This window comes from Corallococcus macrosporus DSM 14697, from assembly GCF_002305895.1.
Classification (GTDB): domain Bacteria; phylum Myxococcota; class Myxococcia; order Myxococcales; family Myxococcaceae; genus Myxococcus; species Myxococcus macrosporus.
In genome coordinates, this window is sequence record NZ_CP022203.1 from 5,620,458 (window position 1) to 5,636,232 (window position 15,775).

The 15,775-nt window shown below is 72.2% G+C and carries 9 protein-coding genes; 3 read left to right on the forward strand and 6 right to left on the reverse strand.

Annotated elements, in window-relative coordinates:
* Nucleotides 1-9: 9 nt before the first annotated feature.
* From MYMAC_RS22480 to MYMAC_RS22505, 6 genes are read right to left on the reverse strand one after another with little or no spacing between them, the layout of a single operon-like run.
* On the reverse strand, nt 10-3,201 hold the full coding sequence (locus MYMAC_RS22480) for a serine/threonine-protein kinase (protein WP_095959585.1): 3,192 nt from the start codon (nt 3,199-3,201) through the stop codon (nt 10-12).
* 11 nt (nt 3,202-3,212) lie between these two features.
* Nucleotides 3,213-4,016: a hypothetical protein gene (locus tag MYMAC_RS22485; protein WP_013941134.1), complete on the reverse strand. Its 804-nt coding sequence runs from the start codon at nt 4,014-4,016 to the stop codon at nt 3,213-3,215.
* Between the two features lie 42 nt (nt 4,017-4,058).
* Entirely contained in the window at nt 4,059-6,836 is a 2,778-nt protein-coding gene (locus MYMAC_RS22490; protein ID WP_095959586.1) for a TonB-dependent receptor plug domain-containing protein, read from the reverse strand.
* A gap of 22 nt (nt 6,837-6,858) precedes the next feature.
* Nucleotides 6,859-7,773: a PhnD/SsuA/transferrin family substrate-binding protein gene (locus MYMAC_RS22495; protein WP_095959587.1), complete on the reverse strand. Its 915-nt coding sequence runs from the start codon at nt 7,771-7,773 to the stop codon at nt 6,859-6,861.
* A complete protein-coding gene (locus tag MYMAC_RS22500) occupies nt 7,770-10,286 on the reverse strand; it encodes a tetratricopeptide repeat protein (RefSeq protein WP_095959588.1) in 2,517 nt (838 codons plus the stop codon). Before MYMAC_RS22500 ends, MYMAC_RS22495 begins: the two co-directional genes overlap by 4 nt.
* Nucleotides 10,287-10,309: 23 nt before the next feature.
* Nucleotides 10,310-12,082, reverse strand: coding sequence for a SpoIIE family protein phosphatase (locus MYMAC_RS22505; protein ID WP_095959589.1), 1,773 nt, complete (start codon nt 12,080-12,082; stop codon nt 10,310-10,312).
* Between the two features lie 261 nt (nt 12,083-12,343).
* Between MYMAC_RS22505 and MYMAC_RS22510 the strand changes: the two genes are divergently transcribed.
* From MYMAC_RS22510 to MYMAC_RS22520, 3 genes are all read left to right on the forward strand, one after another.
* Nucleotides 12,344-13,438 (forward strand): M50 family metallopeptidase, encoded by a 1,095-nt coding sequence (locus tag MYMAC_RS22510; RefSeq protein WP_095959590.1) that lies wholly within the window; start codon nt 12,344-12,346, stop codon nt 13,436-13,438.
* Between the two features lie 125 nt (nt 13,439-13,563).
* On the forward strand, nt 13,564-14,574 hold the full coding sequence (locus MYMAC_RS22515; RefSeq protein WP_095959591.1) for a thiamine pyrophosphate-dependent dehydrogenase E1 component subunit alpha: 1,011 nt from the start codon (nt 13,564-13,566) through the stop codon (nt 14,572-14,574).
* 3 nt (nt 14,575-14,577) lie between these two features.
* The gene (locus tag MYMAC_RS22520) at nt 14,578-15,636 is read left to right on the forward strand and encodes an alpha-ketoacid dehydrogenase subunit beta (protein ID WP_095959592.1); all 1,059 of its coding nucleotides are present in this window, start codon (nt 14,578-14,580) and stop codon (nt 15,634-15,636) included.
* The last annotated feature ends 139 nt before the right edge of the window (nt 15,637-15,775 follow it).

The window sequence follows — 15,775 nt, forward strand, 5'->3', positions numbered from 1 at the left end:
GCGCGCCGCTCAATTTCGCGGCTGCGACTTCACTTCGATCTGCTGCCCTGGCACCGCCATCACCCATAGCTTGCTGACGCCGCTGGGGCAGCGCACCAGGACCTCCAGCTCCCGGCCCGCTTCGATTCGCGCCTTCAACAGCGGCGTGCCACCCGGCAGCAAGGCGCCGCTGACGTGGACCTCACAGCCGGGAGCCGCGCCCGTCACGCTGAGCAGGCCCGTGGTGCCCGGCTCCGGCGAGGCGTCCGCCAGCGTGCGCACGTCGATTCCCTCGCGCTGCTGCGTGGTCCCGAACCGCCGCAGCTTCCCGTCCACCGCCGTGGAGATGAGCAACGGGCCACCCGAAGGGTCATGCACGTCCGTCCCCGGCACGTAGCGCAGGCCGCCGACATAGACATGCTCGCCGGCCCCCACGTTGACGAAGCTGGAGTTCGTGTCGCGCGCCAGCACCACCGCCACCACGGCCAGCACCAGCGCGCCGCCGCCCGCGATGCCCAACCACTTCCACGGTGGCCGCTTGCCCGCGGCGTCGCTGTCGGGGGCGACGGCACGCGCCGCGGGACGCGCTGGAGCGGGCTCGGCGAGCCGCGCGGCGCTGGCCTGAGCGCCGTGGCCCTGCGCCGGTCCGGGAGGACGCGGCGACGCATGCTGCGGCTGGGAGGCACGCGGCGATGCGGGCATGGCCGGCTGCGACTGGGAGGCACGCGGCGATGCGGGCATGGCCAGGTGCGGCTGGGAGGCGCGCGGCGCGGGAGGGGGCGGCGGCGAGGGCGGCGGCGGCGCTCCCAGGTTGAGCGGCACCACCTCGGTGCGGTCGTTCGCGTCGTCCTCGGAGACGGGGATGCCCGGGAAGGAGTCATCCGGCGGAGGCGGCGCCGGGGGCCGCGACGCTGGCGCCGCGACACCGACGGGCCGAGGCGGGTGCGCCGTGGGGACCGGAGGCCCCGGACGGGAGAGGCTGCCGCTGCCGCCCGTGCCCGGACGGCTGCCAGCGACGGGCACGCTGCCCCGGCTGGGCGTCCGTCCATCCATGGGCGCGGACATCTCCCCACTGCCGATGTTGCCGCTGCCGGTCCCCGAGGGCACGGGCCGCGGGTGGCTGCCCGTGCCGCCCACGGCGGAGGGCGCGAACTCCACCAGCCGGTCTCCCAGCGTGTCCTTGAAGAACTGGGCCACCGCCGCGGGCGACGAGTTGAGCCGGTGGTGCGCCATCACCGCTTCAATCTCCTCGCGCAGCGCCGCGGCGGACGGCGTGCGGCGCGCCGGGTCCTTCACCAGCGCGCGGAGGACGAGGTCGGAGACGTCCTGCGGGATGTTCGGCTTGAGCTGCGACGGCACCGGCGCCGGGTCCCGGACGATGGCCTGCAGCGTCGCCGCGTCGTGGTCCCTGCGGAACGGGAGCGTGCCGGTGAGCAGCTCGAAGAGCACCACGCCCAGCGCGAACACGTCGTTGCGCGCGTCCAGCGTGCGCCCGGACGCCGCCTCCGGGGAGATGTACGAAATCTTCCCCTTCAGCACGCCGGCCTGCGTGTGCTCCTCGCCCGCCACCTTGGCGATGCCGAAGTCGCTCAGCTTGATGGCGCCGTCCAGCGAGATGAGGACGTTGTGCGGGCTGACGTCGCGGTGCACCACCGGGTGCGGCGTGCCCGCCGGGTCCACGTAGGCATGGGCGTAGTGCAGGCCCGCGGCCACCTCCGCCACGATGCGCAGCGCGTGCTCCAGCGGGAGCGCCAGCCCCTTGCGCCGCAGCTCGATGACCAGCTTCTTCAGGTCCGGCCCGCGCACGTACTCCATGAGGATGTACGCGACGCCGTCGGACACGCCCACGTCGAAGGTCTGCACGACGTTCGGGTGCGTCAGCCGCGCGTTGGCGCGGGCCTCCGCGAAGAGCATGTCGACGAACTCGGGGTTCTCCGCGAACTGCGGGAGAATCTTCTTCATCACCACGAACTTCTCGAAGCCCTTCACGCCCACCTGCTTGGCGAGGAAGACCTCCGCCATGCCGCCCTGCCCCAGCCGCCGGATGACGTTCAGCTTGGAGCTGCCCAGCGAGTTGGAGATGTCGGTGGACGCGCCCTGACGGGCCGCCGGGTCGATGTTCGTGGCGCCGAAGAGGTACTGACTGAGGGCGCGCGTCTCCAGCGCCTCCAGCTCCTCCAGCGGCCGGTCCGTGAGCTGCATCCGCGCCAGCAGCCCCTGGAGCTGGGGCATGTGCGGGACGCGGGCGTTGCCGCCGCAGATGGGGCACGGCACGTCCACGCCCGCGTCCTGCGCCCGCAGCTTCGCCAGGTAGTCCATGGCCTGGACGCGCTGGTGGCTCACCTGCCCGCAGTTGCGGCAGTCACACGGCAGCCACAGCGTGGCCAACCGCACCGGCAGCACCTTGGCCGAGCGCGCCAGCACCGCCAGCGCCGGCGGCGGCACCCGGCACAGCACCACGTGCGCGCCCTGGGCCGCCGTCTCCAGCACCTGCTCCAGCTTCGGCAGGGCCTCCGGCTCCACCTTGCTGACGTGGCTGAAGTCGAAGCCGACGCGGCCCTCCAGGCCCGACGCCAGCCGGCGCACGTTGAGGTCTCCCTTCAACGCGCTGGCCAGGGTGATGTACGTGATGTCGTCCTGGATGATCTTCAGGTGCTGCGCCAGCTCCGGCTGCTCCGTCGGCATGCTGGCGCGCAGGTAGCGCATGACGACCGGGTCCACCTGGCCGAACTGCTGCCGCCGCGCGTAGTCGAAGAACTCGCCCGGCAGGTCCGCGAACTCCAGCGGCCCCTGGCACACGGGGCAGGTGTGCTCGGGCGCGCGCTCCTCGGAGATGACCTGCGCCTCGTCCAGCAGGTTCACCAGCCGCAGCCGGTCCTCGTCGCAGGCGCGGCAGGTGTAGGGCGCGAGCAAGGAGAGGACGCGGGCGACGCCAGCGAAGCCCTCCACCATGTTGAGCTGGTCCACGATGACGGGCGGCGCGTGGACCACGTAGAGCCCCAGCGCCCCCGGGGGCAGCTTGGCGGCGAACTCAATCCACCGCCGCACCCCGAAGGAGCTGATGCGCTCCACCTGCCCCAGGTCGACCACCAGGAGCCCGTTGAGCTCCGGGCTGGTGGACGTCAGGGGGAACGTTTCGTCGATGTAGCCGGAGATCCGGACGTGGGTGATCGTCCCCACGCGGAGCCGGCTGATGATGGCGTTGGAAACCTGGCTATCCACCGGCCCTGACCTCATTGAAGACAGAACAGCAGCGACTTGGGTTGTGCGGCGCGGCGGCGGGCCTCCCCCAGGTCCACCACGCACAGGACTCGTGACTCTCGGCCAGCCGCCACACGGACCGCCACCGCATCACTGTGCTCCAGGATGCGCCGCAGCCCCAGCCCCGCCCCTCCTCCGGACGCATCCACCTGGACGCGTCCGCCCCACCCCTCCAGCGCCCGGGCGAAAGGGCCCGGACGCAGACCGCCGAAGCGGTCCACGACTTCCAGCCACACGCGGCCCTCCTCCACCACGTAGGACAGCTCGCACGCGTCCTCCGGCGCCACCTCGCGGACCTCGGCGCGGCGGTGCGCGTAGCGGTGCTGCCCCTGCGCGTCCACGGGCGCGTCCCACAGCGCGTTGGCCGCCAGCTCGTGCACCACGTCGGCCACCAGCGCCGCCGCCGTGCGCGAGCCCCGCGCCTGCGTCACCGCCCGCGCCGCGGCCTCCCCCGTGGCGTTGATGTCCGCCACGGCCTGGAGCCGGTGCCGCGAGGCCCCCGGAGGGAGCAGCGCGTCCCCCCGCAGCAAGGCCCCCAGCAGCCGCGTCTCCCACGCGGAGGGATGACCGTCCGCGCCGCGCGTGGCCAGCAGCAACGCGGGGGGCTCGCGGCGCAGGGACTCCGCGTGCGCGGGTGACAGCTTCCCGTCGAAGAGCACCAGGCGCCGGAGCCCCGAGGGCGACCCCGGCCCCTGACACAGCGCCACCCCGTCCCGCGCGAGGATGGGCGCCGCCTGCTCCACCAGCGCCGGAGCCAGTGAGTCGTCTGCAATCAACAGGAGGCCACCAGCCTCCAGGTGGGGGGCGGTACTCAAGAGCTAGTAACGAACCTTGACTTCGCTGAAGAACGACTGGGGCGGCGCGGGGAAGCCGTGGGATTCCTCGTACTGCGCGTTGAAGAGGTTGGAGCCGAGGAACGACACGGAGATGCCGTCGTAGACGTTGAAGCCCACGCGCGCGCTGGCCGTGACGTAGCTGGGGAGCTGCACGCGGGTGGTGGGCAGGCCCGTCGTCTCATCCACCTCGAAGCCCGGGTCGTACCGCGAGCCCACCAGCAGCGCGTACAGCTCCACGAAGGCCACCTTGCCGATGTTGGTGCGGCCACGCGCGTAGATGCGGTGGGCCGGCGCGTAGTCCAGCGGGGACTGCGGGCCGTCGTCGTACGGCAGCGCCTTGGCGTCCAGGAACTGGTAGGCGATGTCGAAGGACGAGTTGATGGACGGAATCTGCGCGGCCGCCTCCAGCTCGAAGCCCGCCACCCGCGCGTCGCCCATGTTCTGGAACTGCGACACGGAGCCGAAGACGAGCTGCTGGTTGATGAAGTTCTTCGCCAGGTTGTAGAAGCCCGTGCCCGTCAGGCGGACCCTCCGTTCGAAGGGCCAGAAATCCACCGACGCCTCGATGGTGTCCAGCGTCTCCGCGCGCAGGTTTCCATTGCCCACCAGTGTGGCCGCGTACATCTGTTGGTTGATGGCCAGCTCCGCCAGGGTGGGCGCGCGGAAGGCGCGGCCGTAGTTGGTGCGCAGCGTCAGCAGCTCCGGCACCGCGTGGAACACCACGCTGGCGCGCGGCGAAATCTGGTCCGTGCGGTTCCGCCAGACGCGCTCGGGAATCTGGTAGCGGTCGTAGCGGGCGCCCGCGCCCAGCACCAGGCGGTTGAAGAGCCGGTACTCCGCGTCCACGAAGCCACCGAGGATGGTCTGCCGCGTGTCGTCCATGCTCAGCTCGGGCAGGACGTTGGGCACGTTGACGGTGTCCGCCTTCAAGTCACCGCCGAAGGTGACGTTGAGGTCGCCCAGGGTCCACAGCGCGCGCGCCTCGCCGCCCAGCCGGCGCCGCTTGCCCAGCGCGCGGGTGGGGTCGCCACCGAAGGCGTTCTCCATCTGCACGTCGCGGCGCTTGAAGAAGCCGTACGCCTGGCCGAACAGGCGCAGGTTGTCGGTGACCTGCTGGTCCACCTGCGCGGAGGCGTTGAAGTTCTGCACCGACTCGGAGTCGTTCGGCGTGTAGTGGCAGCGGCCGCAGTTGCCCACGGTGGAGATGTGCGTGCCACCCGGGCGGCCAATCTCCGCGTCCGTGAAGTCCGCGTCCAGCGCCAGCGGGCCGATGCGCACCTTGCCGTTGACCTGGTGGACCAGCGAGTCCTGGTTGGTGTCCACGCGGCCCACGCGCGGGTCGTTGAAGAGCTGCGGGCCGTCCGAGCCGAAGCCGTAGTAGCCCAGCAGGGCCTCCACCGGGCCGCCCCGGCCGGCCACCGTGCCGTGCAGGCGCCACGTCTGGTCCTGGCCCGCCAGCACGCGGGCCTCGGCGCCCACGTTCTTCCCCTTCTCGATGAGGTCCGACGGCTGGCGCTGGATGACGTTGATGACGCCGCTGAAGGCGTTGGAGCCGTACAGCGAGGACCCTGGACCGCGGATGACCTCCACCTGCTTGAGGTTGGTGAGCGGCGTCGTCTCATCCGCGTAGAACTGGCCCGTCCACGGGTCCGTCAGCGGCCGGCCGTCCTGGAGCAGCAGCAGGCGGTTGGACAGGTAGTTGGAGCCCAGGCCACGCGCGCTCACCGCCGCCTTGCGCATGGAGCCCCGGCGGCACTCCATGCCGGGGAAGTACTGGATGGCCTCGCACAGCGTGAACTGGCCGGTGCCCTCCAGCTCGTCGGCCGGAATCCAGGACACCGTGAGGGGCACGTCGGAGATGCGCTGCTTGCGCTTGCCGGCGGTCGTCACCACCGCCTCGCTGAGCACGCGGTTGACGGACTCCTCCAGGGCGTCAGCCCCGCCCAGCGGGTCGTCCCCCAGGCCCGCGAGCCCGGAGGGCGGCGGCAGGGGCCGGTCCAGGGCCGGCTCCGCGAAGGGCGCGCTGATGGGCACGTTCGACGCGGGCGCGGGCTGGTGCGCGGGCAGCGTGGCGGTGGCCGGCGGCGGGTTCGTCGGCGCGTCCGGCGGGTTGAAGTCCGTGCCCACCGGCGGCAGGGCCCGCGGCGCGGCGGGCTCGGCCGTCAGCGGCGTGGCCGGCGTGAGGGGCGCCGCGGCGGGCGTGGTCACCGGCGGGGGCGGCATGGGCGGCATGGCCGGCGGGCTCGAGGAGGAGGAGTCCTCCGAACCGGGCCCGCTGCCCAGCACCGGAATCTCCTGCGCGTCCTCGTCCTCGACGGGCGCCGGCTTGACGGCCTTGCGCGGCTTCCTCGCCGTCTTGCTGGAAGTGGAGCGCGTGGACGCCGCGGGCTTCACCACCCGCCGCCTGCGCTTCACCTTGGAAGGGGCCTCTTTTTCGCCGGTGTCCTGCGCCACCGCGCTTGAAGGAACGACGAAGGCCAGGAAGCACAACATGAGGGACAGCGGCAGGCCGGCGCGCATGGCGCGGCGTCCGGCAACCGCCTTCGCCGCGCCTCGCCGCGGCTCACCGAACACAGTCGAGTGCATCGTTCTCACATCCAGGGGTGGAGCATGGACACCCGAGGTCCTGTACGTGCGACCCGGAGACGGGGGCGGCGTCAGCGCTTGCGTCGGGGGGAACGCTTTTTCACGGCTGGACACCAACGCCATCATTTTCAAGCTACCCCAGACCCCACGCCGGGCCAAGTCGTTGGCTCTCATTCTCTAGAAACTCGGGAAAGTATCAGTCGTCCGGCTGTTCCGACGACACGGCGAGGTCACCCACGAAGGACGGCAGCGCGGGCCCCAGCTCCTCGGCGCGCACCAGCACGCTGGACTCCACGCGGAGGTCGGCGCTGTCGGCGAGCACGGGCTGGCGGCGCGGCGGGCCCCGCGTGACGAGCTTCCGGAAGTCCTCGAAGTCCTTGTCCTGGAGCCGCGCGAACGCGTCGAACGGCGCCACCGCGCCCACCTTCCCCAGCGCGCTGGTGAGGACGGCCTCGTGGTTGCGCAGGTCCACCAGCAGGGCGCCCGGCACGCGGCCACTGCGGAAGAGGACGCGCACGTCCCTGGGCACGTGCGCCAGCGGCACGAGCGCCGCATCCGCGCCCTTGGCCTCCAGCATCTTCAACGCGGACTCCACGTTGGGCACGGGGGCCAGCTTGAAGTGCTTCTGGGCGTCCAGGTCTCCGCCGAGCACCACGTGGGTGACGAACTTCGGGTCGGCCGGGCCCGCGCCCTTGACGTGCGCCAGGCGCTTGCCGGCGAGGTCCTTCACCGCGCCGCGCTGCAACGCGACGATGGCCCAGCGCTGCTGGGTGTCACCGGCGCGGGAGGCCCAGGCCACCGGCTTCGCCTTGGCGCCGAGCTGCACGGCGGCCCACGCGTCCACCACCGCGAAGTCCACCAGCCCGCCCGCCACCGCGCGGGAGAAGTCCTCGTAGCGGCCGAAGCTCTTCGCGGCCACGGGCGCGTCCAGCGTCTCCGACAGCCGCGCGGCCAGGGCCTCCGCGTATTCGAAGCGCTCCTGTCCATCCGCCAGCGTGGTGGCCAGGAAGACGCCCAGGGTGGCCTTCTTCGGCGCCGCGGCCGCGGCACCCGCGGCCAGGGTGCAGGCCAGCACCAGGCCAGCCAGGAGGGAACGGGGTGACGTCTTCATGGGGTCTCCTCCACGGTGGCGTCGGCGGGCGAGCCCGCGGCGGGCTCGGCCAGGCCGTGCAGACTCTGCAGGCGGTCCTTCCACTCGCGCACCTGCGCCATGCGCGGGCCGGTGCCTCCGGCCAGGTAGCGGCGCCACGCGTCCACGGCCTCGCCCGCGTCCTTGCGGCGCTCCTGCGCGTCGATGCCCAGGTTGAGCGCGGCCACCGGGACGCTCGGCTCCAGCCGCCGCCACGCCTCCACGGCGTCCGACGTGCGGCCCTTGCGCCAGTCGACGCAGGCCAGGTTGTGTTGAAGCTGCGCGTCATCCGGGCTGCCGGCCAGCGCGGCCTTGAAGGCCTTCTCCGCGACCTTCAGCTTGCCCGCGTTGTACGCCAGCGCCGCCTCGCGCCGGTGCAGCGCGCCCGTCATGGCCGTCAGCCACTTGGGCTGGCCGGGCATCGGCTTCTTCGCCGCGGCGGTGAGCTGCCTGCGCGCGGCCGGCACCTGCCCCTTCTTGTAGAGCACGAAGGCCGTGGCCAGCGCGCGGGTGTTGGGCCAGGCCCAGGGCTGCGCGGGCTTGAGGGACCTGGCGATGGCGGCGCTCGCCTCCGCGTGGCGCCCCGCCTCCGCGCGCGCCAGGCCGCGCACGAACTGGGCCAGCTTCACCAGCTCCTTGCGGTTGCCCGTGCCCAGCTTGTCCACCAGGTCCAGGTCGCGCTCGGCGGCCTCGGCGTCCCCGCTCTCCAGCCGCGCCAGCGCCCGGCGCACCAGCACGCGCGGGAGGTTGGCGCCCGCCACCTGCGCCGCGGCGCGCGACGGCCCCGCCGCGGTGAGCCGCTGCACCGCCGCGTCCACCTGCCCCAGCTCCACCTCGGCCAGGGCGGCGCCGACGGAGGTCTCGGCCTGCTCGTCGGGCTCCTCCGTCTGCGTCCCCGCGCGGGTGAAGGCCTCCAGGGCCGCCTGCGCGTCGTGGGTGGCCAGCCGCGCGTAGCCCAGGAGCAGGCTGTCCCGCCACGTGGCGCCCGGCAGCGTCACGCCCTGCTCCAGCACCTTGCGCGCGTCCGCGTAGGCCTTCGTCTCCAGGAGCGCGGCGCCCAGCCGGCGGGCCATGGGCGCGGCGCGCTCCAAATCGTAGGCGCGGCGCAGGTCCCGCACGGCGTCCTCCAGCCGCCCCGCCCCCGCCCTGTCCCGCGCCCGGTGCGCCAGGGCCCGGGCCAGCCACAGCTTCGCCCCGGCGTGCTCCGGCTCCACCTGCAGCGCGTTGGCGTAGTCCTCGATGGCCTGGTCCCACTGGCCGGTGGCGAAGTGGTCCGCGCCCAGCAGCACGTAGCCCAGGGCCTGGCGAGGCGCCAGCTCCACCACGCGCCGGTGCACCTCCACCGCGCGCTGGAAGCGGCCCGCGCGCCGGTTCACCGAGCCCAGGTTGGCCCACAGCTCCAGGCTGTTGGCGCCCGCGCGCACCGCGCCCTCCAGGAACTGGATGGCCTCCTCGTGCCGGCCCTGCGCCTGCAGCGCCTTGCCCACCGCCATCTGCCCCAGCACCAGGCCCGGCTGGAGCTGGAGCACCTTGCGGTACTCCGCCTCCGCGGCGGCCGCGTTCTTCTGCGCGAAGCGCACGTCGCCCAGCAGCAGGTGCGCGGCGGGCGAGCTGCCCAGCTTCACCAGCGCCTGCGCCTGCGCGTCCGCCTTCGCGACGTCACCCGCGCCCAGATACAGGCGCGCCAGCTTCTCCCGCGCGTCGCCCGCTCGCGGGAAGCGCGTGGTGACGCCCTCCAGCAGCTTGCGCGCCTCCACCAGCTTTCCCTCCAGCTCCAGCACCTGCGCCAGCCCGAACTGCACCGACGGCGACTCCGGCCGCCCCGCCTGCGCCTGCTGGAAGGACGCGCGCGCCTGCGCGGCGTCCCGGCGCAGGACGTGCGCGCGGCCCAGCAGCTCGTGAATCTGGAAGTCGTTGGGCGCCAGGGCGGGCGGGCGCAGCGCCAGGTAGCGCTTCAGCCGCGTGGCCGCCGCGTCCCCCTGCTGGACGTAGAGGTAGTAGCTGGCCAGGTAGTAGTGGACGATGAGGTGCTCGGCCTTGTCGGCCGTGGCCACCTGCTCCATCAGCGGCACGGCCTCCGGGTAGCGGCGCAGCTTGAAGAGCGCCACGCTCACCGGATAGGCCAGGTTCAGCTCCGCGGGGTTCGCCGTCAGCACCGGCTGCACGCGGTCCACGGTGCGCTGCCAGTCGTTGAGGGCGTTGGCGCTGGCGCCCAGGCCCGCGGCGGCGGTCACGTTGCCGGGCTCGGCCGTGAGCGCCTGTTCGAAGAGGGCCAGGGCCTTGCGGTACTTCTCCTCGGCCTCCTTCTTGTCACCCGAGGCGCTGGCGGCGCTGGCGGCCACCTGGGCCGACTCTCCGTCGTGCACCAGCCGCTGCGCCTCGGACATGGGCGGCGGGCGGTACTGCGCCAGCGCGGGCGGGCCGCACAGGGTGGTCAACAGCGCCAGGGCCGGCGTGAGCCGGCGCGACCGAGGATGGCGAGGGGAGCGTCGCATGTGTGTGAGGTCCCGGAAGGAGGTCAGGCGGCGGGGCTGAACTCGGCCACGACGACGGTGATGTCGTCCCGCTGCGGCTGGCCGGCGCTGTAGGCCCGCGCGTCCGCGAGCACCGCGTCACGCAGGGCCTCCGCGGACAGGTGGGCGTTGGCCTGCACCGCGGCGGCCAGGCGCTGGGTGCCGTAGAGCTTGCCCGCGCCGTCGCGCGCCTCGGTGAGGCCGTCCGTGTACCAGACCACCACGTCGCCGGGACGCAGCTGCGCCTGGCGCGAGGTGAACTGCGAGTCCACGGACGCGCCCAGCAGGGGGCCGCGCGCGGGCAGCGACGCGAGCTGGCCGCTGCGCTTGTTGAACACCAGCGGGCTGGGGTGCGCGCCCGCCGCGTAGTCGATGTAGCCGTTGGACACGTCGATGACGGCCAGCGCGCTGGACATCTGGTGTTCACCGCGGCCCACGTTGGCCAGCGTCACGTTGAGGGCGGTGATGAGCATCTGCGCGTTGACCTGGGAGGGCTCGCGCAGCGTCATGGCCGAGGCGAAGCCGCTGGTGGCGCTGGTGGCCACCAGCGAGGTGGACAGGCCGTGGCCCGTCACGTCGCCAATTCCGATGACGATGCGCCGGTCATCCAGGGCGGCCCGGAACCACCAGTCGCCGCCACACGCGTCGGCGGTGACGACCAGGCCGGCGATGCGCAGCGGCCCCACCTGCACGGCCTCGCGGCCCGGCAGCAGCGTCTCCTGCACGGTGCGCGCGAGCGACACCTCGCGCTCGAGCTGCGCCTTGGCGCGCACGTCCTCCAACAGGACCTTGATGCGCTCGGCCATGTGGTTGAACACCACGCCCAGCGTCACCACCTCACGGCCCGCGCCCTGGGCGGTGCCCGCGCGCGCGCCCAGGTTGCCGGCGGCGAGCTGCATCACCTTGCTCGTCAGCATGCCCAGCGGCCGGGTGATGCGGCGGCTCTGATAGGCCACCAGCACGCCCGCCAGCACCACGAAGCCCAGCCCCAGCCCCAGCATGCGCAGCGTGTTGGCGCGCACCGTGGCGCGCTTGTCCTGCTCCAGCGACTCGAGCTGCTTCTGCAGCCCGCCCAGCGAGTAGCTGATGACGACCAGGCCCTTGCCGCTGCTGGAGCCGTAGTCGATGGGCTCCTGGATTTCGGAGATGGGCTGCCCCTGGTAGAAGGCGCTCACCAGGCGGCGCTCGGCGCGGCGGGCGGGCGCGGCCTCCTCCTTGTCCTCGCTGGCGCCCTCGCTGTCCGCCATCCGCACCCCGTCCGGGTCGAAGATCTGCACCCGGAGGATGTTGGGGTTCGTCTTGACGATGGAGCCCGCCACCTCTTCGAGGAAGGCGTAGTTGTTGTCGCGCAGGTTGGTGGCGGAGGTGAGCGCGATGGTCTGCCCCACCGTCTGGCCCAGCTCGCGCGCCTGCTCCTGGATGCGCTCCTTGGAGACGAGCGCCGTCTCCTCGAACTGGGACTGGGTGGAGGCCACCGACAGCGCCGCCAGCAGGCCCACGATGAGCACCACCAGCAGGCCGGTGGTGAGCAGGAGGAGCTGATCCAGCCGCAGGCCCTTGATCTGGGCCACGTTGGGCAGCTCCCCCGCCTCCAGCGGAGCGATGAGGGTGCGGGTGCCCCCCTCCCCCAGCCCCAGGGGGCCTGTCAGGTTGGTGGCGGTGGACTCCCGCGCGCCCGTGACTTCCCGGGTGCCCGTCCGCTCGGACGGAGGGAGCGCGTCGTCCTGGAACTCGCCGGACGGGGGCGCGGACTTCAGTCGCGTATTCGTACTGGACAAGGGCGGGCCGGGGTGGGGACGCGCGGGGGCGCGCGGGAAACAGGGGTGTCTCAAGACTCTATCTTACTTCTCGTGCTTCGCGAGGCCCTGTCCCCACATCCACGCCGCGCCGGGGAAGCCGCCACGGACGGCATGTCACTGGAGCCATGTCATCCCAATGTCATGGAGTCGGTTGGGGCCGCGCGTCATTCACCCTGGGTGCGGCGGGCCCCGCCCCTTCCCCGGGCACGGCGCCAGGGTGGCGGTTACAGTCGGAGGTCCATGCGGCCCCATTTCCACGTGGCCGGCTTCCCGGTCCGGATCCACCCGCTCTTCTTCCTCGTCGCGCTGATGACGGGCTGGACGCTCATCTCCGAGCCCGCGCGGCTCGCGCTGTGGGTGGGCATCGTCTTCGTGTCGGTGCTGCTCCACGAGCTGGGGCACGCGCTGGCCTTCCGCCGCTACGGCTGCTCCGCGCGAATCGAGCTGCACGGGATGGGCGGCACCACGCAGACGCACGAGGCCGCGCACCTCACCCACCGGCAGTCGGCCTGGGTGAGCTTCGCCGGGCCGGGCATCGGCTTCCTCGCGGGGGGACTGGTCTGGGCCGCGTCACAGCTCGCCCCCATGGGCGCGCCCGGAGGGCTGGCGGACCAGGGCGTGCGGCAGTTCCTCTGGGTGAACGTCGGCTGGGGGCTCTTCAACCTGCTGCCCATGCAGCCCCTGGACGGCGGGCACCTGCTGGCGGACCTGGTGCGCGCGCGCAGCGGCTACCGCCATGAGCGGAAGCTGCTGTGGGTCGGCATCGTCACGGCGGTGGGGGTGCTGGGGCTGGCCATCGGGGCGAAGCAGGTCTGGCTCGGGATGCTCGCGCTGATGCTGGGGGTGATGAACGTCGAGCAGCTCCGCCGGACGCCGGAGGTCCACCCCGCCGAGCCGCGCTTCGTCTTCCAGCGCCGGAAGGCGTCCGCCCCGGGCGCCGTCTCCCTCCCCCAACGGATGGACGCGCCGAGGGGCAGCGCCGCCACCGTCCCCCTCGACGAGGAGGACGACCTGGAGGGCCCGCACGACCCGGCCCTGGTGGGCGAGCTGCTCCTGGACAGCGGGCTGCCGGAGCTGGCCGTGGGCTCGCTCCAGTCCGCCTTCACCCAGGCGCCCCTGCCGCGCACCGGCCACGCGCTGGTGCGGGCCCTGCTGAGTACCGGCCGGCTCCAGGAGCTGGCGTCGCTGCTGGACAGCTCCCACGCCCGGCAGCTCTCCGAGGACACCCTGGCCCTCATCTCCCAGCACGCCGGAGCGGCCCACGAGGCCGTCCTCACCGAGCGCCTCACCGCTCTGCGTCATGGCCGGGCTCCTGCCCCCAATGAGCCCCGCTGATTGCCGCGCCGCGCCAGAAGGTGCTCTCCGCCTGACGTCCCGGCAGGCGGACCATCAACTGCCTTGAGCGCCGGGCACGCATCCGGGTTATAGGGGCGTCCCCTCCAGCCAGAGGAAGGTCGCGCGTGTCTCGTCCCCGACTCATCAAAGAATCCTCAGAAGCGTCCGCGCCGCTCGAGCGGGAGCTGCTGGTCCGCATCCATGACCTCATGGTGAAGACGCGCGTCCTCGAGGAGCGTCTCATCCAGATGTACAAGCAGGGCCACGGATACTTCTGGATCGGCGGCCCCGGCGAGGAGGCGTTCAACGTCTCCCTGGGCCTGCTCATGAAGAAGGGCCAGGGCCCCGAGTTCGACTATCTGCATGCCCACTACCGCCAGTCCGGCACGCTGCTCGCGCTGGGCGAGGAGCCCATCGGTTCGCTGCGGCAGATGAAGAACACGGCCACGGACCCGTACTCCGGCGGCCGCAACTTCGCGGGCCACTACTCCGCCCGGAAGCTCAACGTGGCGCCGGTGTCCTCGCCCATCGAGGTGCAGTACGCCATCGCGCCGGGCACGGCCATGGTGCAGAAGCGCCACGGCGGTGACGGCATCACCATCGTCACCGGCGGTGACGCGGGCACGGCCGAGGGCGATTTCGCCTCGTGCCTGGTGTGGAGCAGCCGCCCCGCCAACCCGCTGCCCATCCTCATCATCGTCACCAACAACAAGTGGGGCATCTCCACGTCGGCGGAGGGCCAGCACGGCGAGCCGCGCGTCAGTGAGCGCGGCAAGGCCTTTGGCATCCGCAGCAAGACCATCAACGGCAACGACGCCGTGGAGGCCTACACCGAGCTGCGCGAGGCCATGGCCTATGTGCGCACGGAGCGCAAGCCCTTCCTCCTGGAGGCCAACGTGTCGCGCCTCTACGGCCACTCCTCCGCCTCCGGCGCCAACTACGTGGGCACCGAGGTGGACTGCCTCAAGGAGTTCGAGGCGAAGCTGGAGAAGGAAGGCATCCTGACGCGCGAGCAGATGGACACGCTGCGCAGCAACTACACCGAGGAGATGGCCGCCGCCGCCCGTCAGGTGCGCGACGAGCCACAGCCCGACCCCGAATCCATCTGGAAGCACATCTTCGCGGAGGACAAGTAACCCATGGCGAACATGGCACAGGCCATCCGCATGGCCCTGCACTACGCCGAGGAGCACCTGGGCGTCACCGACATCTTCGGCGAGGACGTGGGCGCCCCCCTGGGCGGCGTCTTCACCTGCACGCAGGGCCTGAAGACGACGTGGAACTCCCCCCTGGACGAGCGCGGCATCATCGGCGCGGCCATGGGCATCGCCATGGCCGGCGGCCGGCCGGTGGCGGAGATCCAGTTCTGCGACTACGTCTACAACACCATCGACCTGCTGAAGCTGGCGGGCAACACGAGCTGGTCCACCAACGGGGACTGGAACCTGCCCATGGTGGTGCGCACGCCGGTGGGCAGCGGCATCCGCGGGTCCATCTACCACTCGCACTCCTTCGACGCGACGATGACCCACATCGCCGGGTGGAAGGTGGTGATGCCCTCCACGCCGCTGGACGCGTACGGGCTGCTCATCACCGCGTGTCAGGACAAGAACCCCGTCATGTTCCTGGAGCCCAAGGCGCTGCTGCGCGTGAAGGGCGAGGAGCGGATTCCGGGCGAGCCGGATGACGACCGCGCGCTGTCGAAGCTCATCGACGCGCCGCTGGGGGACCGCTCCCAGTGGAAGCCGCAGTGGCCGGCGGGCCTGGAGGCGTACGCGGTGCCCTTCGGCAAGGGCAAGGTGGTCCGCGAGGGCACGCAGCTCACCGTGGTGAGCTACGGCCGCACGCTGCCCCTGTGCGCCAAGGCCGCGGAGACGCTGGCCGCGGACGGCATCAGCGCGGAGGTCATCGACCTGCGCTCGCTGTGGCCCTACGACTGGGAGCTCATCAAGGCCTCCGTCCAGAAGACGGGCCGCGTCCTCTTCGTCAACGAGGACACCGAGGTGACGAACTTCGGCGAGCACCTGGTGCGCCGCACGGTGGAGGAGCTGTTCTATTCGCTGCTGGCGCCGCCTCGCCTGCTCGCCGGCAAGTTCCTGCCCGGCATCGGCCTGGCGGACGCGCTGGAGATGGCGTCGGTGCCCCAGTTGGGTGACATCACCACCGCCATCCGCTCGCTGGCGGCGGAGCAGCCGTAAGCAAGGCACCCACAATGCCCTGCCCGTGAGTCCCTTGTCTCACGGGAGAAGCGCCCCGGGCCGCCGTTCCTCTTTGGAGGGATGGCGGCCCATTCGTTAGACTCCGGAGGCTTTGTCACAGCCAATCGTCCGGACAGTC